The sequence below is a fragment of the Psychromonas sp. MME2 genome (genome assembly GCF_040566515.1).
GTDB lineage: Bacteria > Pseudomonadota > Gammaproteobacteria > Enterobacterales > Psychromonadaceae > Psychromonas.
The window spans coordinates 676,223-699,791 of the sequence record NZ_JBEWXI010000002.1; the positions used below are offsets into that span (position 1 = coordinate 676,223).

Sequence of the window (23,569 nt, forward strand, 5' to 3'; positions counted from 1 at the left end):
GTCATCAAAGTCATCGGGGGTGATGACTGAAGTTTTCCATGTTTGCTGCCGAGACCAGCAATGATTGTCGAGTAAATTGTATGGTTATTTGTGTGAGCTGAGGGTGGGTACGTCCAGTGATAAATTGGCCTTGCAGATCGACTAGCATATAGCGACGATCAAAGCAAAGTCCAGACTCTTCAACCTCTGCTGCAGGTTGACTGATCGCTTTTACCGATTTAATTGGATAAATATAGATGTCAGTGAGAGTCTGCAAGCTTTATTCCTTTGATCAATGAGTTATTGAGTTCGTTCTGCTAAGTAGCCTTTATAGTCTGGAATGCGCGTTTGGTAACTGTTGTTCATATGTATTGAATCTAGGATAAAGTCCGCGGTCGATATATTTGTCGCAACAGGAATATTCCAGACCGTTGCTAAACGGAGTAGGGCTTTCACATCAGGGTCATGTGGGACTGCATTCATTGGATCCCAGAAGAAAATTAACAAATCAATTTCACCTTCTGCTATTTTCGCGCCAAGTTGTTGGTCTCCCCCCATTGGCCCGGAAAATAGGCATTTAATGGGTAAACCTAGCTCTTTAGACAATAGGCTACCTGTTGTGCCAGTTGCATAGAGGTGGTGTGATTTTAGTATATCAATTCGTCTGCCTGACCATGCTAAAAGTTGTGTCTTCATATTATCATGTGCAACCAAGGCAACATTTTTATGCTTGGCAAGTTCGCGTGTTGTGTATTCCATTGTTATTCCTTTAGGGTTCTCAAGTGACATATCATCTGGTATTTGCCATTAAATCTCAAATCTATTTTTAGATTTTTTTACTAAAAAAGTCAGTTAACAGCTAAAGGTCGATGAGGAGGTAGAGAAGGTTTGTGCTAATCTCGATAAAGTCGTACAAAAAAACAGCGTAAAATATGCAGGTTGTTGCTCTTCAATAGATTTTTATTTTACTTTTATTGGGGTTGTATTGTTGTAAATCGACTTAATGCGTACTACGAATTAAGTCGATTTGCAACAATATAAGATCAGATAACGTGCAAAATGTGAGCTATGTAGAGCTTATTTAAGTTAGTGGAAATGTTTACATATAGTGCTGGTAATCGATTGATTCTAGATCATATAATCAAGTGGTACTTTAGTATTACGTATCATTAAAATGAATACTGTCGTGTCTCCAACGCCTTAAGTGAGCTTATTTACGAGCTAAGATAGTGAAGAAGTTATAGATCAATTAGTTTACAGTTATTAATTGGAAGCGATTACTTCTCTGTTATCCTAGTCGGTGCTCAAATATTATCCTTACTAATTGTAGTTGGAATTTAGGAACGAATTACAGAATTTAATGGAACCGATAGTATTTGCTAATACTTAATATCTATACCAATAAACTGATGAATTTTTTATAAATTAGGACCATTCATCCTCAACCATTAGGATCTGTTTTATGACGAACAATACTGATAGACATATTAGTCACCTTACTAAAGATACTTACGCATTAATTCTCGCTGGTGGTCGTGGTAGTCGATTGTTTGAATTAACAGATGAGCGTGCCAAACCTGCCGTCTATTTTGGTGGTAAGTTCCGTATCATCGATTTCCCGTTATCAAACTGTATCAACTCTGGTATTAACCGTGTTGGTGTCGCCACACAATATAAGTCACACTCTTTAATCCGACACATTAATTGTGGTTGGGGAAGTTTCAAAGCAAATTTATCTGAATTTGTGGAGATATTGCCTGCGTCACAACGTTATGGTGATGATTGGTATATGGGTACTGCCGACGCCGTTTATCAAAATATGGATATCATTCTGACTGAGCGCCCTAAGTATATTTTGATTTTATCCGGTGACCATGTTTACCGAATGGATTATGGCCCTCTGATTGCTCAACATGTTGCCAATAATGCCGATATGACAGTGTGCTGTCTTGAAGTGCCAACACAAGAGGCGGCGGGTAGTTTCGGTGTAATGACCGTTAATGATGAAGGGCGAATAGTTGCCTTTGATGAAAAGCCTGCTAATCCGAATGACATACCGAATAAGCCGGGTCAGTGTCTAGCTTCAATGGGTAATTATCTATTTAATACAGACTTTTTATTCGACCATCTATTGAAAGATCGTGAAAATGACGATTCCACGCGTGATTTTGGACATGATATTATTCCGTCTATTATTAAACACAATAATATTTTTGCTTATGCATTTAAAGATCCCGACAGTGATAACCAGCCTTATTGGCGTGATGTGGGTACACTAGATTCCTTTTGGGAAGCTAATATGGAGCTAGTTGCACCAGCCCCTCAGCTTGATTTATACGATACATCTTGGCCTATTTGGACCTATCAACAGCAGTTACCACCGGCAAAATTTATCTTTGATAATGACGAACGTCGTGGTATGGCGGTTGACTCAACGGTATCAGGTGGTTGTATTATCTCTGGTTCAACGGTGCGTAAATCATTGTTATATTCAAGTGTTCATACGCACTCTCATAGTGTCATTGAAGAGTCGGTGATCTTGCATGGCAGCGATGTGGGCGAGTATTGTAAATTAAAACGCGTTATCGTTGATAGTAACTGTAAGATCCCTGCCGGATTGACTATCGGTTACGATAGAGAGCAAGATATAGCGAATGGTTTCCGTGTTACGGATAAAGGTATTACGTTGGTTACTCGCCATATGTTAAAAGCATTAACGAAAAAAACACAATAATATCAAGTTAGCCATTAACCCCATTCATTTTTGTGGGTTGTGAACAGTTGAAATAGAATCAGGGTAACTCTGTTTACCCTGATTTTTTTTTATTAGTTGCTTTTTAAACGATTCCCTAGGCGATAAAAAAGCAGTGCGAAAAAAAGTAAAGCACATCCTAGCACCTTGTTAATCGGCATTGATTCTTCATAAATCAGCACACTTAATAATAAAGTCCAAATGGGTTCAAGTAACATCAGAATAGCCGCATTGGCTGGTGTTGCATGCTTTTGCCCAACGGTTTGCATTAAATAACGTAAACTGGTTGCAAGTAATACACTCAGCGCGAACCATTGCCACGTAATCAGGCTCACCTGCGTGGGTATCGTTTCAAACAATAACGATAATAATATGCCCAATATGCCACCGACAAATAACTGTAAGGTCGTTAGTAACATGGGAGGTAATTTCGAAGAGTACTTACTATTAAAGTTGAAATGCAGGGCTAACCCAAAGGCGGAGATTAAGTACCAAAATTGACTGCGAGAGACCACCCATTGGCCATTCCAAGAGAGTAAAAATAAGCCGATAATAGCGATGGGTAGTGATATCCAAAAGAGGCGGGCAGGTTTAGTGCCAAAAAGAGGCCAAGCGAGTAATGGAACCAAGAGCATGGATAAGCTCATGATAAAAGCGCCTTCTCCTAGTGTATCACTAATGGAGATAGCATATATCCAGCAGAAAATAGCTCCTCCCAGAAGAACGCCAACTCGCATTGCTTTAAAACAATCTGACCAGGAGGCTTCTTTTAATGCTTTAATACAAAATGGGAGTAAACAGAGTGATGCTAACAAAAAACGCATGCCAATAAAGCCAAAGGGGGGTAAACCTTGAATAGCTTGTTTAGAAAATACCCAGCCAGCCGCTGCGAGTAAAGTGGTGGCAACTAAAATCAGTTCAGCTTGTCGATTAGAGTTCATTGATAGACCTATAGGATGGGGAAGTCTGATCCTTATTAACTTTGTAGATAGTCCTTTAGTGAGTTGCAGGCACAATATACTAATGGCGCATAAAAACAAGCCAATATTATCAATAAATAAGCAGAAAAAATGAGAGGCGTTGTAGCTATGGCTGTATTTTTGTTACTGGCTAGCAACAAATATTATCGTTGATATTCACAAAGAGATAGCTGGCGTTATATTTCGTCATGCTAGTTTATGCCTCTGGTGTTTGCAGATAAATTTTAACTCGGTTTTCATAGTTAAGTCGTTTAAAAGCATCTCCCCAGTACTTATTGACTAGGCGATCTATCAAGCCACTTTTTTGGGCGTTTTTTATTGCTAACTCAATAATTTGTTGATATTTCTCACCTGAATTTACACCATTTTTACTGAGGTAGAACTGAAAATCGCGGTTATAAATAAGTACTAATTTACTCTCTATTTGTAAGTCATCATATTCTTCTGCCTCAACAAGTATTTCATTTATCCCCCTTGAAATGTAATTATAATCACGCCCATAGGGGATCATTTTAAAAATAGATTTCCAATTTCCATGCGCCTCTTTATAGAGTAGCTTGTTGGCTTTCCAAACACTGATATCAAACCAATCTTTGCCCATTCCAGCGACAAGCCCCAACTCACGAAATGAATCTAAGTCATCTACTTTGCTGTAAATATTTTGATCGCCATTTTTTATGAGAAGTATACGTTGGCCAATTAAACCCGCCGTTAGCCCAACTTTAATCGGAATGTATTTTTTGTCTTCTTCATCGTGTTCTATTGCCCAATAGATAGATATGAGGCCTTGATCTAAATAACTTTTTATTCTGCGTTGGGGTAATCTCGTACTGATGAGTTGTGGTGTCTGGCCAATTTCTGTAATCGCGGTTTCTAAAAGTTCATGAAAAAATAGATGTAATTGGGGGCTTTCATCGACAATGGGCACATGTAATGTGATTTCGTCGGAATAAGCCTTTGTTATTAAACATGGTAATAACATTATGGAAAAAAATAAGGAATGTATTTTTCTGTAATATAGCTTCAAAATATTTTTACCCGTTAAATAAGGGGCTCGCAGCGTAACATAGATTGTACATTACTGTATTGTAATCTAATTTATGATTTTGTCGTTTGTTCATCTTAAGATATTAGATTTTGATTTGATATTTTAACGAGGCTGAGTTGCGCTTGAATAAAAGAGATGAACGCCTTTAATTTAGCAGATGGGTAGATTAATTGCGGATGAAGTAGATAGATACTTTGCCCATGGATATACTCATTTTCTAATATTTTTTGTAGGCTTCCTGACTGGATCTCTTTATCTACATAATAGTTAGCCACTCGAATGATCCCTTTGCCTGCGATTGCTTGCTGCTTGAGTAAATAATGGTCATTAATTGTTAACCAACCTTTGATCGGAAGTTCGTTTGATTGCAAAGGCCAGCTCTGTGTTTCAACTGCCGATAAACATTCATGTGAAGCGAGCTCGGTTAAATTTTCTGGGATGCCATATTTCGATAAATATTGAGGTGAAGCGCATAAACAGTGTTGGTAGACAAATAACTCTTTTGCGACCATGTTTTGTGGTGGAGACAAGGTTGCACGAAAGGCTAAATCAAAGTCATCTTGGCTTAAATCGTAATTGGTATAACTAGAGTCGATAATAAAATTGATATTTGGATGGATAAGCTTGAACGCATGGCAAATGTCTAAGAGAAAGCGTTCGGTAAACATTTTCGGCGCGGTGATCTTCAATGTGCCTGACAATGCATTATGTTGTTGATGAACATTACGCTCTAAATCCAACATAGTTGCTTTGATTTTTTTACCCTGTTCTAAAATTTTTTCGCCCTCTGGCGTCAGGCGCACTGAACGAGTGGTTCGAACGAGCAAAGGGCATTTGAGTTCTTTTTCTAGTTTTTTTATTTGATCCGATAGATAGCCTCGCGAAATGGATAAATTTTCTGCCGCCTTACTAAAACTAAGTTGCTGTGCCGTCTCAACAAAGAGCATTAAACATTCAATTTTTTTATGTTGCTGCATGGTAACTATCCAAGGAGAAAGAGGGTATTATTTTACGACATAACTAAAAATAACGGTAGATTGTTCTTTATATCTAACAATGTTTTCATTTTTGTCATCTTAAACTTTGTTTATTTACCCATTACAATACCTGACTATTAATATTCCCGTGGAGATGACAATGCAAAACCAACAATCTAAGCTTCCTTTAACGCACTATTTAGCAAACGCGAATTCTATCGCATACGGTTGTATGGGGTTAGGTGGCGAATGGGATCAAAATCCCGTTACACGCGAGAATATTCAACAAGTGCATCAGGTCGTTGATACTGTTTTAGAGGCGGGCATTCATCTCTTCGATCACGCCGATATATACACCTTTGGCAAGGCGGAAAAAGCCTTTGGGCAGGTGCTATTAGAGCGTCCTGATTTACGAGACCGCATTTATATTCAATCTAAGTGTGGCATTCGCTTTGCGGATGAACATGGTCCTAAACGTTATGACTTTTCCAGAGAATGGGTAACGTCTTCGGTTGATAATATTCTCACTCGATTAAATAGCGAATATTTAGATTTGTTAATGCTGCATCGTCCAGATCCCTTAATGGAGTTGGAAGAAATTGCGGACACACTAATAAAGATAAAAAATAGCGGCAAAGTGCGTCACTTTGGTGTCTCGAATATGAACCATCATCAAATCGCTTATCTGCAATCAGCGCTTGATTTTCCTCTCGTTGCCAATCAAATCGAAATTAGTCTGGCTAAATTAGATTGGTTGGAAGATGGCATAATGACTGGCAACCCCGACGGTCGAGACATTAATTTTACTTCGGGCACGTTAGAATATTGCCGTCAACATGGTATGCAGATTCAGTCATGGGGGAGCCTCTGCCAAGGGCTATTTTCGGGTCGAGATGTTTCTAGTCAAGCACAGCATATTCAACAAACAGCTAATTTGGTTGCGCAATTAGCTCATCAATATCAAGTCAGCAATGAGGCTATCGTGCTGGCTTGGTTAATGCGTCACCCTGCAAAAATTCAACCTGTGATTGGTACTACGCATCTTGATAGGATCAAAGCGAGTGCGCAGGCGATGCAGGTAACCCTTAGTAGAGAAGATTGGTACGCTCTGTATGCAACAGCTCGTGGTCAAGAGATGCCATAGGTTAGTTGTAAATGAAGGTAGTGGGTATTTACTTTGATGAATCGAGAAGGGCAGCGTAGAGAGTCACAGTTAGCATTTTTACAATCGGGTCAGGATATTCTCATCGGTGATGCGAAGCAGCTACCTCTTTCGATCGCGCAATTACAGAATAGCAGCATCGATAGTGATTATGTGCGCAATTATTTTTCTGATGGTTTAACGGCGCAGGTCTTTAAACTGCAGGCTGGCGGCTCTGCGTGGACGCTAAAGTTAAAACGTGAGCAGAGCTTAGTTAAAAATGTCGATGGTCAAACCTCTTTCTTAAACGAAGTGCAGCGACGTCGTGATTTTCAGCTGCTGAAAAATGACCAGAGCAAGGCTGCATTTTTCCATCACGTAGTCGATACCGAGTATGCATCCTTTCAGCAGGGAATTCTGTTATCTCCGTGGATTGAGGGAGAAATATTACAGACATTTAATGAACGTGTTTTAACGCAATTATTTAGCACATTAGTACAATTCGAATTACACGGTTTCATGGAGTGGGATCTCTGTCCTGGCAATATTCTCGATGATGGAAAAAGTGTTCACCTATTTGATTTCGGCTACTGTTATCGCTTTGATCCCTTAACTGAATTTAATAGCAATGGCATTAAAGACCCGTTATTTCATTGTGCGGAACGATTAGAGACTCGCAATTTTTTTGCTCATTTATTGAATCTACAATCGACTAGTGGTGAAAATGCAGTGTTCGCTTTATTTGAATTAGAGAAAAGGCTAGCTTTACAGGCATATCAATTTAAATATAGTGAGCTAAAAAGACGAGGGGCAAGTCAAACGATATTGGCTTGGACTCAAGGAATAATCAAGCGTTGGCAAGAGGCGTTGCAATCACGCGTTACCTTAGAAGATTTATTGGTGATAGAAGGGTATCGATCTCATCTTATCGACCTTTACGATGATCTACATGGGCAGTCGTGTACCGAGATGACCTTAAAAAGAGTTGATGTGATTGAGTCTATATTGACTGAGCAGTTTGATTTATTAGTAAAAAACAAAGGTCTCTTTTTTGGTGATGAAGAGAAAACACAGCAGCAGCTATTAGCGAGGGTCAGAGAGCATCGCCAACAGGCAATACAGTTTCAACTTTCAGCACAGAGATAAATTAACATTGCGTTAAAATAGAAAAACCCAGCGACTTGCTGGGTTTTTTATTGCAGTGGGTAATTGATTAAGCTGTCGCTACTTTCTTATTATCACTTCTTTTTAGGAAGGCATAACTAAAGCCTGTTACTAGCGTACCAGCAACGATGGCCAGCAAGTAGGGGAGTACCGGGGTGATCGCACCAGGAATAAAGAGTACGAATAAGCCCCCGTGAGGCGCTAATAGATGTGCACCAAATACCATAGATAGCGCACCAGTTAATGCTCCACCAGCCATACAGCATGGGATCACACGTAATGGATCGTGTGCCGCAAAGGGAATTGCCCCTTCAGAGATAAAACAGAGTCCCAATACAAAAGAGGCTTTACCCGCTTCCGCTTCACTAGCCACGAATTTAGATTTTGCTAAGAAGGTCGCTAGTCCCATCCCTAACGCTGGCACCATACCTGCAGCCATAATGGCTGCCATTGGTGCATAGGATTGTGATGCTAATAGACCAACACCGAACGCATAGGCCGTTTTATTAACTGGGCCACCAAGGTCGAAACACATCATCGCACCCAGCAAAATACCTAAAAAGATTGCATTAGCTGAACCCATGTTACTGAGGAAATTAGTTAACCCTGACATGATTGCAGAAACCGGTGTACCGACAACATAAATCATAATCAAACCGGTAATTAAAGTTGCGAATAAGGGGATGATTAAGATTGGTTTAAGTGCCGCCATTGAGTCTGGAATTTTTACTTTATCAGCAATGAATTTAGCGGTGTAACCTGCGATAAAGCCGGCAAGAATACCACCAAGAAAACCCGCGCCAGTAGAGCTTGCTAACATACCGCCAATTAAACCTGGGGCAAGTCCCGGTCTATCGGCAATAGAGAAGGCGATGAAGCCTGATAATACGGGGATCATTAATGCAAACGCGGATGCGCCACCGATAGTCATTAATGCTGCGGCAAGTGTGCCCTCTTCTTTAAAGGCTTCAATACCAAATACAAAAGAGAGTGCAATTAATAGGCCGCCAGCAACAACGACGGGTAGCATATAAGATACCCCCGTCATAAGATGCTTATAAATCGCCGAACCGTGTGATTGAGGCTCCTCTTTTTTACTGCATGTGGTGCTTTCGCTATGTTGATAAATAGTTGCTTCGGAAAATGCTTTGTTAATTTCTTGATCTGTTTTTTTCAATGCTAGACCCGTGCTTGTTTTATATAGTTTTTTACCATTAAAACGAGCTAAATCAACTTCTATATCTGCAGCAATAATAACCATGTCAGCGGCTTTAATATCGTCTTCTGTGAGTTGATTTTTAGCACCCACTGAGCCGCGAGTTTCAACTTTGACTTCATAACCTAAAGCTTTACCATGGTCTTCTAGTGCGGCAGCAGCCATAAAAGTATGGGCAACACCCGTTGGGCAGGCTGTGATAGCGACGATTTTTTGTTGTACCGAGGTTGCTGCAACCGTGTTAACGGTCGTTACTTCGGTTAGTAGCGTTGCTTTATCAACGGCGTTTTGTAAATAGCTTTTACTACCAGTTAAACATTCGCTGATATTGGATTGGTAAACTTTTTTACCTTTAAAACGACTGTTATCGACGGGCGTATTCGTCGCAATAATAATGCACTCTGCCTCTTCAATCTGCTCTGTAGTGAGTGACTGCACAGGCATGATACTCGAGTGGCACTCAATATTGACTTGCCAATTTAACTCCTTGCTCGCTTTTTCTAATAGACCAGCAGCAATGATGCTATTGGCTATGCCACTAGGGCAGGCTGTTACGATAGCTAATTTCATGTTATATCCCTCTTGGTGATTGTTCTGTACGGACATTGTTTTGTGCTGCTAGTACGGCGTTAATATCATTAACACCAACGCCGACTTGACTAACTGCAAGCGAAGCAAGTGCGGTGGCAAAACTAAGAGTTTGCGTTTTTGGCCACTGTTGTAATTCTCCCCAACATAGCCCCGCGACTAGGGTGTCCCCTGCGCCAACGGTACTCACAACTTCACTTAGGGGTGGTTGTGCGGTTATCCAGCCATCTTGATGAACCCATAAAGCACCTTTTTCGCCTAATGAGATAACCACATTGCTACAGCCTTGCCGTTGTAATTTTTGTGCCGCTTGTTGAATATCACTGTCGTTAGTCAGTGGCGCATCGGTTAAAATAGTTAGCTCATGGTCATTAGGTTTGATTAGGTAAGGGTTACTTTTAACGCCAGCAACAAGAGCTTCATTACTGCTATCAAAAAAGACTTTTTTACCCTTTTTCTGTAATGTTTCTATCCATTTTGCGCAGCGTTCAGGTGCAATTCCTATCGGTAAGCTACCTGCTATCACAAAAATATCGTGATCTAGAGAGAGTGCTAACAACTTATCTTCAAAGGCTTGTAAATGTGCTTCTGTCACGCTAATTCCCGGGAAATTAAGATCACTTACTTGCCCCGAATTTTCGACAATTTTTACATTGGTGCGTGTATTGCCAGCAACGCGGATGAATTGATCATTCATATTCAGTGAATCAAATAATTGTGTAAATGGTGCTTGATTGTCACTACCTAGAAATCCACTTACCGTCACTGCTGCGCCTAGTTCAGCTAACACTTTTGCGACATTGATTCCTTTACCTGCGGCATGTAAATCAGCCGATTCAATGAGGTTGACGTGACCAATCGCTAACTGTTGTAGTGAACCTGTTAGGTCTAAAGCGGGATTCAGGGTCACTGTGACGACTTTTAATTGTGCCTTCATACTGTAGTCTCCCCTAAACCTTGCGCAATGGCTTTACCAATTGCTTCTAGTGCCTGTGCGGCATCTTCACCTTCAGCGCTGAACTGTAATTGATGGCCAACTTGTACACCTAGCGTCATTACTTTCATCAAACTCTTGGCATTCACTGATTTGCCACTACCATTGAGGTTGATCATCTGAATTTGTGAGGTAAATTGTTTCGCGGTATGAACCAGCATTGCGCCGGGGCGAGCATGCAAACCATGTGGGTTTTTAATGGTAAAGACCTGTTGCATTCCTGTAGGCTGTTGTTGCGTCAATAGAGAGATGATCTCGGTTGCAGAGGCGCTGAATAGCGACTCAATTTTTTCTGTTTGCAACAATGTAATTAATATTTCCAGATTATTTAAATGGAGTTTGTTGTTGCTAGCAATAGATAATAAACCTTTAACTGGTTTGTCTTGATAGGTAAATGGCGTTGCCACTGTAACTAAAGCGAGTGCACTTTTTTTGATACCTTGATTGCTACTTGTTAGCCATAAACCTTGACCTAAGTAGGTTGCCTCTTTATTGATTAGAGCGGCAATAAAATCGTTTTCTACCGCATCTTGGTTTTTGATGAGGCCAGCGACTACTGCGGTGAGTTGTAATATATCGGTTGCTGGAAAAGCGCATTGGATAAGGTCGCTAGTGAATAGAATTTCCGTTTGTAGTTTGCTATTGAGTAGATTCGACGATCTCTTCTGCACTGTTCGCTTCCTGTAGTTGTTGCTCAACGCCATCGGCGGATAACACTTTTGTTAGCTGTTTCAAAATCGCTAAATGTTGATCTGATTGTGCAGCAATACCAATTGCTAAGTAAACCTTATTACCATCGCCCCAATCGACACCTTGAGGAAAGTGATGTACCACAATGGCCGTTTTTTTTACTTGGTCACGCGTATCTGTGGTGCCGTGCGGAATCGCAATGCCGCTACCTAAAAAGGTCGAGTTTTGTGCTTCGCGAGCGAGCATCCCGTCTAGGTAACCGGATCCGACATAACCTTTATCAATTAAGTTATTGGCAATAGATTTGATTGCCTGCTGTTTATCATTCGCGACTTGGGCAAGTACGATATCGTTGTTGCTAATGGTTAACATATTCGGACCTCTATCATATTGGCTGAAATTACAATAAGCGTAGTTTTGTAATTCAAAAAATTCACTGTAGTGACTATTTGCTTGTTTGCTGAAACGATTCAGTTGATATACTGAATCGTTTCAGCTAGGATTGCAATCAGTTTTTAAACAATTATTTATTGGTTAGTAAAAAAATTGCGATAAACTTCACGATTTTGTACTGAACAACTGCGAGTTAACGATGAAATTAGAAGAAATAGCTAAATTAGCGGGTGTCTCTCGTACTACTGCAAGTTATGTGATCAATGGCAAGGCAGAGCAATATCGAATCAGCGAGAAAACGCGTCTAAAAGTGATGGCGGTGGTCGAGGAACATAATTACAAACCGAATTATACAGCAAGCTCATTGCGTGCGGGTAATAGCCATACATTCGGTTTAATTATTCCTGATTTAGAAAACTCAAGTTATGCAAAGTTAGCGAAATTATTAGAGCGAGATGCGCGTAAAGCAGGGTTTCAATTGATCATTTGTTGCTCCGATGACCAGCCTGAAACAGAAAAGAGCGTGGCGGAAAGTTTACTTAGTCGTCGTATTGATGTGCTACTTGTGGCGAGTGCGTTAGCTGCGAACGATAGCTTTTATCGTAACATTCAAGCGAAGGGGGTTCCCGTTGTCGCCCTTGACCGAAGTATGGATGACCAATTTTTTGCCAATGTTATTAGCGAAGATTTAGAGGGGGCGCTAAGCCTAACCTCCTCGTTATTGAGTAAAAATCCGGCTTCTATTGGGTTGATTGGTGCCATGCCTAATTTTAACGTTTCGCAGGAGCGTGAACAGGGCTTTAAGAGTGCCGTTAGCAAACATCAATATCCCTTGCGTGTACAATATGCCTACGGTGACCATTTTAGTATTGAGCAAGGAAAGTATTTAGCGCAGAAGTGGATAGATCAAGGATGCTTTCCCGATGCCTTACTCATCACCTCTTATACCCTCTTTGAAGGGGTATTAGATTGTCTCTCTGCGTATCCTGATTTGTTACAAACAACCGCTTTAGGAACCTTTGGTGACAATCGTTTATTAGATTTTTTACCCATAAAGATACAATCACTGCCACAGCAATACGAAATAATTGCCGATAAAGCTTTACAGCTCGCATTAGCTGCGGCTAACGGTGACTATCAAGCTGGTGTGGACGTTGTTTCGCGTAAATTAATTAAACGGTAAATATTTCGCTAATTAGTAAAGGCATCAATAATCGGGCAATCTGGTTTATCGTCACCACAGCATTTTTCGGTGATCGCTTTTAAACTATTTAAGACCGCCTGTTGCCGTTCAATTTTTCCTTGTAGCTCAGCGATTTTTTCTGACAACAGCGCTTTGACATCGGCGCTGCGTCTAGCTTCATTCGCTGATAAGGTTAATAACGCCTTGCTCTCTTTTAAATTAAACCCCGCCTCTTTGGTTTTTTTAATAAAGTGCAATTGTTGAATTAAATTGGGGGGATAATAGCGATATTCATTGTCACCCCGCGGCGCCGGTGAAATTAATCCAATCTCTTCATAGTGACGAATAGACTTTACCGATAAGCCCGTCTCTTTTGCTGCTTGGCTAATAGTTAGCATGGTTGTTCCTCTTTATCTATTTGATGCGTCGTTTTTATTGAAACGCTGTTGCAACTTTTCTTAATCCGTTTTGGCTTTAAAAAAACGTAAGCGATTCGCATTGCTGACCACGGTGAGTGATGACAATGCCATCGCACATCCAGCAATAACCGGGTTAAGTAATAGGCCAAAAAAGGGGAATAACACCCCCGCAGCAATGGGAACACCTGCGACATTGTAAATAAATGCGCCGACCAAATTTTGTTTGATATTACGCAGCGTGGCTTTACTCACGGCAATCGCATCGGCAAGGCTATGCAGCGATCCGCGCATTAAAGTGATATCGGCGCTCTCTATCGCAATATCGGTGCCCGTACCAATGGCAAAGCCGACATTGGCCAGTGCCAGTGCAGGCGCATCGTTAATGCCATCTCCCGTCATACCGACAATTTCACCCTGCGCTTGTAATTCCGCCACCTTTTTCGCTTTATCTTCGGGGGGACTTGTGCAAAAAACTCACTGATGCCAACGTCATCGGCAACCGCTTGTGCTGTCTCCTGATTATCCCCCGTTAACATGATCACGCGGATACCACGTTTTTGCAAACGTTTGATGGCGGCGAGGGAATCCTCTTTGATCGGGTCAGCAACGGCAATCACGGAGGCTAATTGACCATCAATGGCGAAGAAGATCGGCGTTTTCGCGGCTTTAGCCATCTTTTTGCTGACCTTGAGACTGTTATCATCAATGGCGATACCTTGGCTGACCATCAGTTGCTGATTGCCCAAAAGGAGCTGCCTGTTTTGCACTTTTCCTTCGACACCTTGAGCAACGATGGCATTAAAATCGCTGACCCTGTTAATCGTTATCTTGCGCGCTTTGGCGGACTCGACAATCGCCTCTGCAAGCGGGTGCTCAGAACCCGACTCTAAACTGGCAGCCAGTGCCAATAAACGCGCTTCATCCATATTGTTAGTGATATAAATATCGGTGACCTTAGGTTTACCCAGGGTGATGGTGCCCGTTTTATCGAGCAACATAACCGTTATTTTTGATGCATTTTGTAGCGCTTCGCCATTACGAATTAACACACCTGCTTCCGCTGCTTTGCCGACACCGACCATCACCGACATCGGCGTCGCTAGCCCTAGCGCACAGGGGCAGGCGATGATCAGCACGGTGGTCGCCGAAACAACGGCAAAGGCGATACTGGGTTGGGGGCCAAAATTTAGCCATGCTAAGGCACTACCGATAGCGATGATTATAATGGTCGGTACAAAATAGGAAGCGATAACATCGGCTAAACGTCCGATCGGTGGTTTAGCGTTTTGTGCTCGTTTAACCATGGTGATGATGCGAGCGAGTGCGGTCTCTTTACCCACGCGTAGGGTGCGAAAAATAATCGTGCCACTTTTATTGATGGTGCCTGCAGCGACTTCGTCATCGACCCCTTTCTTAACCGGCATCGGCTCGCCAGTGAGCATCGATTCATCAACGCTGGTTGTCCCTTCGCAGACTTTACCATCAACGGGGATACATTCACCGGGCGAACACGAACAAGATCGTTAACTAATACCGCAGCGATGGCAATATCAACCTCTTTACCATTGCGGATAACGCGCGCTGTTTTTGCCTGTAAGCCGATTAATCGTTGTATCGCTTCGCTCGTGCGGCCGCGCGCTTTCAATTCCAGTGCTAACCCTAAATTAACGAAGGCGATGATCATCGCACTCGCTTCAAAATAGAGATGCCTAGCCATCTCTGGTAACGCTTCTGGGGAGATAACCACGACCATAGAATAGAGCCAAGCGGTTCCTGTGCCCAAGGCGATTAAGGTATCCATACTGGCACTATGGTTAAGCAAAGCACGCCACGCTGCGATATAAAAATGTCGCCCGGCAAAGTACATCACTGCCACGCAGATAAGCCCTATCACTAGCCAAATAGTTCGCTCGATAGCGGTGTTGACGGTCATTGCTCCGCCCAACATGCCATATAGCATCAACGGGATGCCCAGCCCTAGGGCGATCCACATTTGGGTTATTAATTTCTGATAATTTATTTGTTCTGCTTGCTGTTTTTCTTCGAGCAGTTGCTGATCACTGGCATTGCCCGTGCTTTTGGCTTGATATCCAGCGGCAACAATTGTGGCTATTAATGTTTCTTTCGCCACATTACCGGTGACGGAAACGGTTCGCAGGGGGAGATTCATTTGCGCCTGTTGTACACCAGTCAGGGCATGTAATGATTTTTCGATTTTATTGACACAGCTGGCACAGGTTGCACCTTCAATCAGTAATTCTTGCGTATTACTGTGTGCGGTTAATTCAGTTGCGTCTGCTTCCGCTTTGCCGCTATCTATCACGGTTAGCGTCGCGCTTTTATCGGCAGAGTCATAATCAGAGGGCGTGGTGGTTTGATAACCTTTAGCGCTGATTACGGCGAGAATCGCATGCACGCTGTTATCGTAATCGACACTCGCCGCGATAGTCAGTTGTGCACTTTTGCTAGGAAAATCGACGGTCGCGCTGACCCCCTCAATCTCATCGAAGGCGCGTTGCAATCGATTGGCGCAGCCATTACAGCTCATTCCCTCTATGGGTAATGTTAAAGTGCGAGATGAAGGCATAGTGAGTCCTGAGTCATAAACAGCGATAATTGAAGTTTAGACCTTACCCTAACGTTAAGGTCAATGGTCAATTAAATAAAATGGACGTATCTCCGTTGACATTCCCCTTGGGGTAAGGCTTATTATAAAAATACCATTTATCTATCGATGTTAATATGAGACAAGCGATTACTTTAATTTTGATGCTGACAATTATGGCGACTTTCACTCAGAAAGCGGCCGCATTTGCATCTTTATTGGATAATGGCATGGTTTCCATGAGCCACTGCCCGATGTCGATGGGATTAAAGCAAGCGCCGATGGAGATGGATAAAACAGATTGTCCAAGCAATGACAGTGCGCAAACGATGGATTGCCAAAGCGATTGTGATTTGATGACGGTTGTCTCTGTTCTCTATTTTATTGATAATGATACCTCTGTTAGCCAACTTATTTTGCTGCAAAGCTATCACCCCGTTACCACTTCCTCCCCCTATTATTTTTCCGAATCCCCATATCGGCCCCCCTTTATAGGCTAATTGTTTTTTTAAACGAAGATTTATTTTCAGGTGTTGATGCACCTAATGATTATAAAAAACAGTTAATTTATTATCCCTAACATCTTTATTTTTATCTGTTTATCGCAAATGAAGTGTGTGGGAGAGAAGGAAATAGAGGATGAAAATTACCTCCTGTTTATTAGTTATAAGTCGTTCATTACTGACGCGTTTGTTGAGCACTGCTATTTTACTTGCTGTCAATCATCTGGCCGCCGCAATGAGTCTTGAGGATGCGGAATATTTGGCGATTAAATCCGATCCTGCACAACAGATCTATCAATCAAAACAGGCCGCCTTGATTGCCCAAGGGGTAGCAGGTTCAACGCTGGCCGATCCGATGATCAAAATAGGCATGGCGAATATCCCGACGGATAATTTTGAGTTAGACCAAGATCCCATGACCCAACTTAGCTTTGGGGTGGCGCAGCAATTTAGCCGAGGCTCACAACGAGAATTGACCCAAGCTGGCTTTAACCAGCGTTCAGAAATAGCCGTTTTGCAAGCCTTAGATCGCCAATTGAGCGTAAAAAAAACGGTGCGTGAACTTTGGTTTAACATTTTATTTATTGATAAATCAATGCAAATCGTTAACGAAAATAAAGCCCTCTTTTTAGGTTTTTATCGCGATCTGCAGTCGAAATTCTCCTTGGGGTTAGCACAGAGTGATGATTTGATTTCTGCAGAAATTGAGATAGGTAAGTTCGATGAAAAATTGGCGTCACTGAATCAGAAGCGCCTTAACTATCGCACCTTACTGAGTGAGTATATTGGTCAATATGCCTACGACAAGCTACCCAGTGATATTCCCCAATGGTCTGAAACCCTCTCCTATGTCAGCACTGCAAAGGTGCAAGGGGATCATTATGATTTATTGACCATGCATCCAAAAACCAAAGCGTTAACGCAAGGCATTAGCGTGGCGGATAACGGCATTGCCTTTGCAGAAGAGAACTATAAACCGAGTTTTAAGGTCGAGGTGGGTTACGGGCAGCGCTTTAGTGAAGATGCGATGGGGCAGTCAAGGTCAGATCTGGTGAGCGCCTTTGTCTCCATGGATCTGCCTATCTTTACCGATAAACGTCAAGATCAGCAGCTTATCTCTGCGCAACATAACAAGGGGCAAAAACAAGCAGAACAGCGTCTCTTATTACGCCAATTGAATGCGTTGCTCAATAGTGAATTGATTAATTATCAGCAGATAAAAGAGCGCATGCAGCGTTATCAAACTAGCTTACTGAAACAGGCAAAGCAGCATAGTCAAATAGTCGAGGAGAGTTATCAATCTAATACGCGTTCCTTTAAAGCGGTGATTGATGCTTACATTCATGAGCAGAGCCTGACATTAGAGTATCAACAACTTTATTTTGAAAGCCTTAATATGCTTGCAAAAATTCGTTATTTACAAGCACTGTAATAGGAAAATAGGATGCGTTATTTAATTATTTTAATCATAGGATTAGTGGTCGGCTTCTTTGCCGCCAATATAGAACAGATCAATGGCCTATTTGCCAGCAGTGAAAAAAACGCTGAACCAGAAATTTTATATTGGGTTGCGCCGATGGACGCCAACTATCGCCGTGATAAACCCGGGAAATCACCGATGGGGATGGATTTAGTCCCTGTCTATGCAGAAACAAATAGTGCTACAAAAGCTGCGCCTAAAATCCTCTATTGGGTTGCGCCGATGGATGCCAATTATCGCCGTGATAAACCCGGTAAATCGCCGATGGGGATGGATTTAGTACCCGTTTATGAAGAGAGCGCGGGGCAATCTGAAGCAGGCCTTGTTACGATTTCGGCGCAAGTTGAGAATAACTTAGGTGTACGTACCGCTGCCGTGGTTAAAGGTGACTTTACAACGGAGATCAACACGCTCGGTACAGTACAGGTGAATGATGACGCCGTTTGGCAGATTAATAGCCGCGTATCGGGATGGATAGATAAACTTTACGTGAAATCGGTGGGCATTGAGGTTGGCAAAGGCGATCCGCTATTTGCATTATATTCACCAGAGTTAGTGCAAGCGCAAGAGTCGTTATTAAATGCCATGCATTTGCAACGCAGTGAACTGATTCGTTCATCGAAAGTGCGTTTACAAGCCTTGGGGGTGAATAGTGAGCAGATTGAAAAAATCGCTAAAAGTAAAAAAGTTTCCCAGAACATTACGATCTATGCACCGCAAAAAGGAACGATCTCAGAACTGAAATTAAATGAAGGTGCCTTTATTTCACCCGCCACGCAGGTTATCAAAGCGGTCAATTTAGACACGGTTTGGGTGGACGTAGAAATTTTTGCAGGGCAGGCTTCTCTGGTCAACTTGGGCGATAAGGCCGTTATGCAGCTAGACTATTTTCCCGGTCAGGCGTGGCAGGGTATTGTTAGTTTTATTTATCCAGAAATGAATGTTAATAATCGTACCTTGGTCGCACGTTTACAGTTTGATAACCCCAATGCGCAATTAAAACCGAACATGTTTGCACGCGTCCTTTTACAGCCTGAAATTGAGAAAAACAGATTACAAATTCCACGCCAAGCGGTTATCTATGCGGGCAATATGAACCGTGCTGTTTTAGCCTTAGGCAATGGTCAGTACAAATCGGTACTCATTAATTTAGGGTTAGAGAATAGAGACTCGGTCGAGGTGTTATCGGGTTTAAATGAAGGAGATAAAATCGTCACCTCGGCACAATTTTTACTCGACTCCGAGTCCAGTATTAGTGCCGATTTTGAGCGAATGTTAGAGCTTGAAAAAGCCAAACCAGTCGAGCCTGAATATGATTCGACCATTCCCGATGATTCCCTCGATTGGTTAGATTTAGGGGTAAATTGGCCGGCTAGTGGAGTAGCGAGTGAGGTGACCTCATGATTGCCAAGGTCATAAATTGGTCCATTAAAAACCGCATTATGGTGCTATTGATAACCGTGGCGATTGTTGCCTATGGGATATTTGCCGTACAGAAAACGCCGATTGATGCGATTCCCGATCTTTCCGATGTACAAGTCATCATCAAGACGAGTTATCCGGGGCAAGCGCCGCAAGTGGTTGAAGATCAAGTCACTTATCCTCTGACGACCGCGATGCTCTCGGTGCCGGGGGCAAAAACGGTACGTGGTTACTCCTTTTTTGGTGACTCCTACGTCTACATCATTTTTGATGATAATACCGATATCTACTGGGCTCGCTCGCGGGTATTGGAGTACCTTTCGCAAGTTGCCCCAAATCTCCCTAAAGAGGCGCGTTCAGCCTTGGGGCCTGATGCCACGGGCGTTGGTTGGATATTCAGTTATGCGCTGGTGGACAAAAGTGGTCAACACGATTTAAGTGAACTGCGTAGTTTACAGGATTGGTTCTTAAAATTTGAACTGCAAACCGTTGCGGGTGTTTCCGAAGTGGCAACGGTTGGCGGCATGGTAAAGCAGTATCAGGTACGGGTTGATCCGAATAAGTTACGTGCTTACAACCTATCGCTTAGCAAAATCATGGCGGCAATCCAGAGTGCCAATCAAGAGAGTGGTGCTAGCGTTATTGAGATGGGCGAAGCAGAATACATGGTGCGAACATCCGGTTATCTCTCATCGATAGATGATCTCAAGGCTATTCCATTACAGGTCAATAGGCGAGGGACGCCGCTATTATTGGGGGACGTGGCAACGATTAATCTAGGCCCACAAATGCGCCGTGGTATTACTGAACTTAACGGCGAAGGGGAAGTGGTCAGTGGCGTGATCGTGATGCGCTTTGGTGAAAATGCACAGGGTGTCATCGCAGCGGTTAAAGAGAAACTGAATGAGTTGCAAAAAAGTTTGCCGAGTGGTGTTGAAATTGTGCCAACCTATGACCGTTCTGAACTCATTGCCGATGCGGTAGAGAATCTTTACCATAAGCTACTGGAAGAGTTTATTGTGGTCATTTTGATCTGTGCCGCTTTCCTATTCCATTTCCGCTCCTCCTTGGTGGTCTTACTCAGTTTACCCATAGGTATTTTTGTCGCCTTTATTATTATGTCTTGGCAGGGAATTAACGCTAATATTATGTCCCTTGGCGGCATTGCCATTGCCATCGGCGCGATGGTTGATGGGGCGATCGTGATGATCGAAAATGTCCATAAGCATATGGAGAAAACCGAGCTAAACGATGAAAATAGGTGGCAGGTAATTAGCAAAGCAACCCTTGAAGTGGGGCCAGCACTGTTTTTCTCACTGCTAATAATCACCTTTAGTTTCCTACCAGTTTTTGCCTTGGAAGGGCAATCGGGCAAAATGTTTTCGCCACTGGCCTTTACTAAAACCTATGCGATGGCGGCCTCCGCAGGGCTGGCGATCACCTTGATCCCAGTATTAATGGGCTATTTTATTCGCGGCAAAGTGTTAGCTGAACATAAAAATCCATTGAATCGCCTGTTGATTGCTATTTACATGCCTGCGTTATCCCTGAGTTTACGTTTCCCAAAACTCGCGATCAGTGCTGCATTCACTATTTTATTAGTGGGGTTCTATCCGATCAGTCACATTGGTAGTGAGTTTATTCCACCTCTCGATGAGGGTGATCTGATGTATATGCCAACTACTTATCCGGGGATCTCCATCGGTAAAGCGCGTGAGTTGTTACAGCAAACCAATAAGCTGATTAAGACCGTGCCTGAAGTGAAAACCGTTTGGGGGAAAATAGGCCGTGCTGAAACAGCCACCGACCCTGCACCATTGACCATGATTGAAACCACCATACAATTTAAGCCCAAAGCGCAATGGCGCACGGGCATGACTAAAAAAATGATCATCGATGAACTCGATAGTTTGATTCAATTTCCGGGGTTAACTAACGCTTGGGTGATGCCGATAAAAACACGTATTGATATGTTGGCAACGGGGATTAAAACACCCATCGGGATTAAAATTGCGGGAGCAGATTTAGCGGAAATCGAAAAAATCGGCAAGCAGGTTGAGCTGATTTTAAAAGAGGTTAAGGGAACCGCCTCGGTCTATGCTGAGCGAGTCTCCGGTGGACGCTATGTGAAGGTCGACATTGACCGAGAGAAAGCTGGACGTTATGGGCTTAATATTGCGGAAATTCAGCAGTTAGTTGCCGTGGCGATTGGGGGTAAAAACATTACCGAAACCATTGAAGGGTTAGAGCGGTACCCCGTTAATTTACGTTATCCGAATGATTATCGTGATTCCGTCACTGCCTTGAAAACACTGCCGATAGTCACAGCAAATAAAATGAACATCAGTTTAGCCGATGTCGCCAATGTTTATATCGAAGCGGGTGCGCCGATGATAAAAACAGAAAATGCGCGTCTTAACGGTTGGATTTTTGTAGACATCGAAAACCGTGATTTGGGTTCCTATGTGCAAGAGGCAGAGCGGCAAGTCAATGAGCAAATTAATTTACCAGCGGGTTATTCGTTAGCTTGGTCTGGGCAATATGAGTACATGGAAAAAGCCAATGCGCGTCTGGCCAAGGTGATCCCTGTGACCCTCGTTATTATTGTTTTGTTGTTGTATTTCGCTTTTCGTCGAGTAGCTGAAGTATTGTTGATTCTTTCGACCTTGCCCTTTGCCTTAATGGGGGGGATTTGGTTGATGTTTTTACTTGACTATAACTTCTCCGTTGCCGTTGGTGTCGGCTTTATCGCGCTCGCTGGCGTTTCGATTGAAATTGGCGTTATTATGCTATTGTATTTAAATCAAGCATTAAGAGAAAAACAGGATAAGCGGCTTGAAAAGTTTAATCTTAATGATCTCAAAGAGGCTGTTATGGAAGGGGCTGGGCTGCGTGTGCGCCCAATCATGATGACGGTGGCCACCGTGGTCATCGGCTTAATACCTATTATGTACGGTGATGGTACGGGATCATCGGTGATGCAGCGTATCGCGACACCGATGATCGGCGGCATGGTTAGTGCCATCATATTAACGCTGCTGATTTTACCCGCAGTCTATTTTCAGTGGAAAAAAATGAGCTATACCCCTATTTTCAAAGGTCATTATAAAAAGGAAACATTATGAATATCAGAAAAAGTAAAATCGCATTAGCACTAACAGGCGTACTCTTTATGGCTATGCCACTTTCTAGCGCCTTCGCCGATCAAGACAGTTGTGAAATAAAAGAGACACGATTGGGTGAAAACATGAAGCACATGAAAAGTGAGTTGCGTGCCTATGTAAAAGCGTTTAAAAAAGATGATGCTAAAATGATGCAGGACCATCTTGATAACTTGTTGAAGTTAAGCGAGCAGGCTGCGCAGGAAACACCCGTTAAAATAAAAAACATGCAGGCGATGCACGATGATCACATGGAAGAGATGGACCATAGTGATATGGACAAGATGTCCCATGATGAGAAAAAAGATAAGAAAGATAAGAAAGATAAGAAAGATAAAAAGGATAAAAAAGAGAAAAAAGATAAGAGCGATAAAAAAGATAAAGACGCACATAACCATATGAAGGATAAACATGATCATGAAACGGATCACGACATGGACCTTGATATGGAGATGGATCATGATATGTCCGCTATGCCGACAATGGAGGGAATGAGTGCTGAGCAACATCATCAACATATGAAGTATTCTCAGGGAATGATGGAACTACAGGATCTCTTTAAAGCGTTAAATCAAACCAAAGATAAAGCTAAAATTAAAGAGATTTTAGAAAAAATAAAAGAGCACAGTAAAAAAAGTCATCAAAAATTCCGTCAACATTGTGATTGATTTTAACCCGTAAAATTGATCTGCGATTTATACCAACTCCGGTAAGTATGTGATCTAAATTTCGCGTAGGATAAACAGCTTAATTCAAGGCGTAATTTGACGTAAATGGTTATTCCCTTTGCGAAAATTACAACGCAGCAGTAAGTTGTTTTAACCAGTAAAATAGATCAGCTATTTATCGGAATTGGTATTATTCCGATTGCTAT

Annotated in this window: 19 protein-coding genes and 2 pseudogenes; 9 read left to right on the forward strand and 12 right to left on the reverse strand. The window is 42.3% G+C overall.

The features are described 5' to 3' along the window. Positions 1-10 precede the first annotated feature (10 nt). Together AB1A03_RS03465 and AB1A03_RS03470 are read right to left on the reverse strand one after the other, a co-directional pair. Positions 11-256, reverse strand: coding sequence for an MOSC N-terminal beta barrel domain-containing protein (locus AB1A03_RS03465; protein WP_354623178.1), 246 nt, complete (start codon positions 254-256; stop codon positions 11-13). 23 nt (positions 257-279) lie between these two features. Beyond that, positions 280-738, reverse strand: coding sequence for a methylglyoxal synthase (locus AB1A03_RS03470; protein WP_354623179.1), 459 nt, complete (start codon positions 736-738; stop codon positions 280-282). Positions 739-1,441: 703 nt separating this feature from the next. Between AB1A03_RS03470 and glgC the strand changes: the two genes are divergently transcribed. Then, positions 1,442-2,713: a glucose-1-phosphate adenylyltransferase gene (glgC, locus tag AB1A03_RS03475; RefSeq protein WP_354623180.1), complete on the forward strand. Its 1,272-nt coding sequence runs from the start codon at positions 1,442-1,444 to the stop codon at positions 2,711-2,713. A 92-nt stretch (positions 2,714-2,805) separates the two neighbouring features. Here the strand turns inward: glgC and AB1A03_RS03480 are convergent, their stop codons facing one another. The 3 genes from AB1A03_RS03480 to AB1A03_RS03490 all read right to left on the reverse strand — a co-directional run bounded on the left by AB1A03_RS03480 (position 2,806) and on the right by AB1A03_RS03490 (position 5,736). Beyond that, on the reverse strand, positions 2,806-3,672 hold the full coding sequence (locus AB1A03_RS03480) for a DMT family transporter (RefSeq protein WP_354623181.1): 867 nt from the start codon (positions 3,670-3,672) through the stop codon (positions 2,806-2,808). 235 nt (positions 3,673-3,907) lie between these two features. Beyond that, positions 3,908-4,639, reverse strand: coding sequence for a hypothetical protein (locus AB1A03_RS03485; RefSeq protein WP_354623182.1), 732 nt, complete (start codon positions 4,637-4,639; stop codon positions 3,908-3,910). Between the two features lie 194 nt (positions 4,640-4,833). Next, the gene (locus tag AB1A03_RS03490; RefSeq protein WP_354623183.1) at positions 4,834-5,736 is read right to left on the reverse strand and encodes a LysR family transcriptional regulator; all 903 of its coding nucleotides are present in this window, start codon (positions 5,734-5,736) and stop codon (positions 4,834-4,836) included. Between the two features lie 154 nt (positions 5,737-5,890). On the opposite strand from AB1A03_RS03490, the gene AB1A03_RS03495 reads away from it, so the two are divergent. Together AB1A03_RS03495 and AB1A03_RS03500 are read left to right on the forward strand one after the other, a co-directional pair. Beyond that, positions 5,891-6,880: an aldo/keto reductase gene (locus tag AB1A03_RS03495; protein ID WP_502945909.1), complete on the forward strand. Its 990-nt coding sequence runs from the start codon at positions 5,891-5,893 to the stop codon at positions 6,878-6,880. Positions 6,881-6,916: 36 nt separating this feature from the next. Further along, the gene (locus AB1A03_RS03500) at positions 6,917-8,023 is read left to right on the forward strand and encodes a protein kinase family protein (RefSeq protein WP_502945920.1); all 1,107 of its coding nucleotides are present in this window, start codon (positions 6,917-6,919) and stop codon (positions 8,021-8,023) included. 67 nt (positions 8,024-8,090) lie between these two features. Here AB1A03_RS03500 and fruA read toward each other — a convergent pair whose 3' ends face one another. Genes fruA through AB1A03_RS03520 form a run of 4 tightly spaced genes read right to left on the reverse strand, consistent with a single transcriptional unit; the run spans position 8,091 to position 11,901 of the window. Further along, positions 8,091-9,827 carry a PTS fructose transporter subunit IIBC gene (gene fruA, locus AB1A03_RS03505; RefSeq protein ID WP_354623186.1) on the reverse strand — a complete coding sequence of 579 codons (1,737 nt, stop codon included), beginning with the start codon at positions 9,825-9,827 and terminating at the stop codon, positions 8,091-8,093. Between the two features lies 1 nt (position 9,828). Next, positions 9,829-10,782: a 1-phosphofructokinase gene (gene pfkB, locus AB1A03_RS03510; protein ID WP_354623187.1), complete on the reverse strand. Its 954-nt coding sequence runs from the start codon at positions 10,780-10,782 to the stop codon at positions 9,829-9,831. Further along, positions 10,779-11,510 carry an HPr family phosphocarrier protein gene (locus AB1A03_RS03515; RefSeq protein ID WP_354623188.1) on the reverse strand — a complete coding sequence of 244 codons (732 nt, stop codon included), beginning with the start codon at positions 11,508-11,510 and terminating at the stop codon, positions 10,779-10,781. The genes pfkB and AB1A03_RS03515 overlap by 4 nt, the downstream gene beginning before the upstream one ends. After that, on the reverse strand, positions 11,479-11,901 hold the full coding sequence (locus AB1A03_RS03520; protein ID WP_354623189.1) for a PTS sugar transporter subunit IIA: 423 nt from the start codon (positions 11,899-11,901) through the stop codon (positions 11,479-11,481). The genes AB1A03_RS03515 and AB1A03_RS03520 overlap by 32 nt, the downstream gene beginning before the upstream one ends. 220 nt (positions 11,902-12,121) lie before the next feature. Between AB1A03_RS03520 and cra the strand changes: the two genes are divergently transcribed. Beyond that, the gene (cra, locus tag AB1A03_RS03525; protein WP_354623190.1) at positions 12,122-13,105 is read left to right on the forward strand and encodes a catabolite repressor/activator; all 984 of its coding nucleotides are present in this window, start codon (positions 12,122-12,124) and stop codon (positions 13,103-13,105) included. A gap of 8 nt (positions 13,106-13,113) precedes the next feature. Here the strand turns inward: cra and AB1A03_RS03530 are convergent, their stop codons facing one another. From AB1A03_RS03530 to AB1A03_RS03540, 3 genes and pseudogenes are all read right to left on the reverse strand, one after another. Beyond that, positions 13,114-13,503, reverse strand: coding sequence for a MerR family transcriptional regulator (locus AB1A03_RS03530; protein WP_354623191.1), 390 nt, complete (start codon positions 13,501-13,503; stop codon positions 13,114-13,116). Between the two features lie 60 nt (positions 13,504-13,563). After that, positions 13,564-15,017 (reverse strand): annotated as a pseudogene (locus AB1A03_RS03535) (copper-translocating P-type ATPase). Between the two features lie 653 nt (positions 15,018-15,670). Further along, positions 15,671-16,111: pseudogene (locus AB1A03_RS03540) on the reverse strand (cation transporter); the annotation flags it as partial. A gap of 155 nt (positions 16,112-16,266) precedes the next feature. Here AB1A03_RS03540 and AB1A03_RS03545 point away from each other — a divergent pair. The 5 genes from AB1A03_RS03545 (at position 16,267) to AB1A03_RS03565 (ending at position 23,363) form a co-directional block, all read left to right on the forward strand. Continuing rightward, positions 16,267-16,629, forward strand: a complete 363-nt coding sequence (locus tag AB1A03_RS03545; RefSeq protein ID WP_354623192.1) for a hypothetical protein — start codon at positions 16,267-16,269, stop codon at positions 16,627-16,629. 139 nt (positions 16,630-16,768) lie between these two features. Continuing rightward, positions 16,769-18,064 carry a TolC family protein gene (locus AB1A03_RS03550; protein ID WP_354623193.1) on the forward strand — a complete coding sequence of 432 codons (1,296 nt, stop codon included), beginning with the start codon at positions 16,769-16,771 and terminating at the stop codon, positions 18,062-18,064. Between the two features lie 12 nt (positions 18,065-18,076). Next, positions 18,077-19,516, forward strand: coding sequence for an efflux RND transporter periplasmic adaptor subunit (locus tag AB1A03_RS03555; RefSeq protein ID WP_354623195.1), 1,440 nt, complete (start codon positions 18,077-18,079; stop codon positions 19,514-19,516). After that, entirely contained in the window at positions 19,513-22,659 is a 3,147-nt protein-coding gene (locus tag AB1A03_RS03560) for an efflux RND transporter permease subunit (RefSeq protein ID WP_354623196.1), read from the forward strand. Before AB1A03_RS03555 ends, AB1A03_RS03560 begins: the two co-directional genes overlap by 4 nt. After that, the gene (locus AB1A03_RS03565; protein ID WP_354623197.1) at positions 22,656-23,363 is read left to right on the forward strand and encodes a hypothetical protein; all 708 of its coding nucleotides are present in this window, start codon (positions 22,656-22,658) and stop codon (positions 23,361-23,363) included. Before AB1A03_RS03560 ends, AB1A03_RS03565 begins: the two co-directional genes overlap by 4 nt. Positions 23,364-23,569: the final 206 nt, after the last annotated feature.

Coding starts and splice junctions, on each gene's coding strand:
- AB1A03_RS03520 (WP_354623189.1), bottom strand. CDS start 11,901: ATGTTAACCATTAGCAACAACGATATCGTACTTGCCCAAGTCGCGAAT.
- fruA (WP_354623186.1), bottom strand. CDS start 9,827: ATGAAATTAGCTATCGTAACAGCCTGCCCTAGTGGCATAGCCAATAGC.
- pfkB (WP_354623187.1), bottom strand. CDS start 10,782: ATGAAGGCACAATTAAAAGTCGTCACAGTGACCCTGAATCCCGCTTTA.
- AB1A03_RS03490 (WP_354623183.1), bottom strand. CDS start 5,736: ATGCAGCAACATAAAAAAATTGAATGTTTAATGCTCTTTGTTGAGACG.
- AB1A03_RS03500 (WP_502945920.1), top strand. CDS start 6,917: ATGAATCGAGAAGGGCAGCGTAGAGAGTCACAGTTAGCATTTTTACAA.
- AB1A03_RS03555 (WP_354623195.1), top strand. CDS start 18,077: ATGCGTTATTTAATTATTTTAATCATAGGATTAGTGGTCGGCTTCTTT.
- glgC (WP_354623180.1), top strand. CDS start 1,442: ATGACGAACAATACTGATAGACATATTAGTCACCTTACTAAAGATACT.
- AB1A03_RS03550 (WP_354623193.1), top strand. CDS start 16,769: ATGAAAATTACCTCCTGTTTATTAGTTATAAGTCGTTCATTACTGACG.
- AB1A03_RS03565 (WP_354623197.1), top strand. CDS start 22,656: ATGAATATCAGAAAAAGTAAAATCGCATTAGCACTAACAGGCGTACTC.
- AB1A03_RS03480 (WP_354623181.1), bottom strand. CDS start 3,672: ATGAACTCTAATCGACAAGCTGAACTGATTTTAGTTGCCACCACTTTA.
- AB1A03_RS03470 (WP_354623179.1), bottom strand. CDS start 738: ATGGAATACACAACACGCGAACTTGCCAAGCATAAAAATGTTGCCTTG.
- cra (WP_354623190.1), top strand. CDS start 12,122: ATGAAATTAGAAGAAATAGCTAAATTAGCGGGTGTCTCTCGTACTACT.
- AB1A03_RS03560 (WP_354623196.1), top strand. CDS start 19,513: ATGATTGCCAAGGTCATAAATTGGTCCATTAAAAACCGCATTATGGTG.
- AB1A03_RS03530 (WP_354623191.1), bottom strand. CDS start 13,503: ATGCTAACTATTAGCCAAGCAGCAAAAGAGACGGGCTTATCGGTAAAG.
- AB1A03_RS03495 (WP_502945909.1), top strand. CDS start 5,891: ATGACAATGCAAAACCAACAATCTAAGCTTCCTTTAACGCACTATTTA.
- AB1A03_RS03545 (WP_354623192.1), top strand. CDS start 16,267: ATGAGACAAGCGATTACTTTAATTTTGATGCTGACAATTATGGCGACT.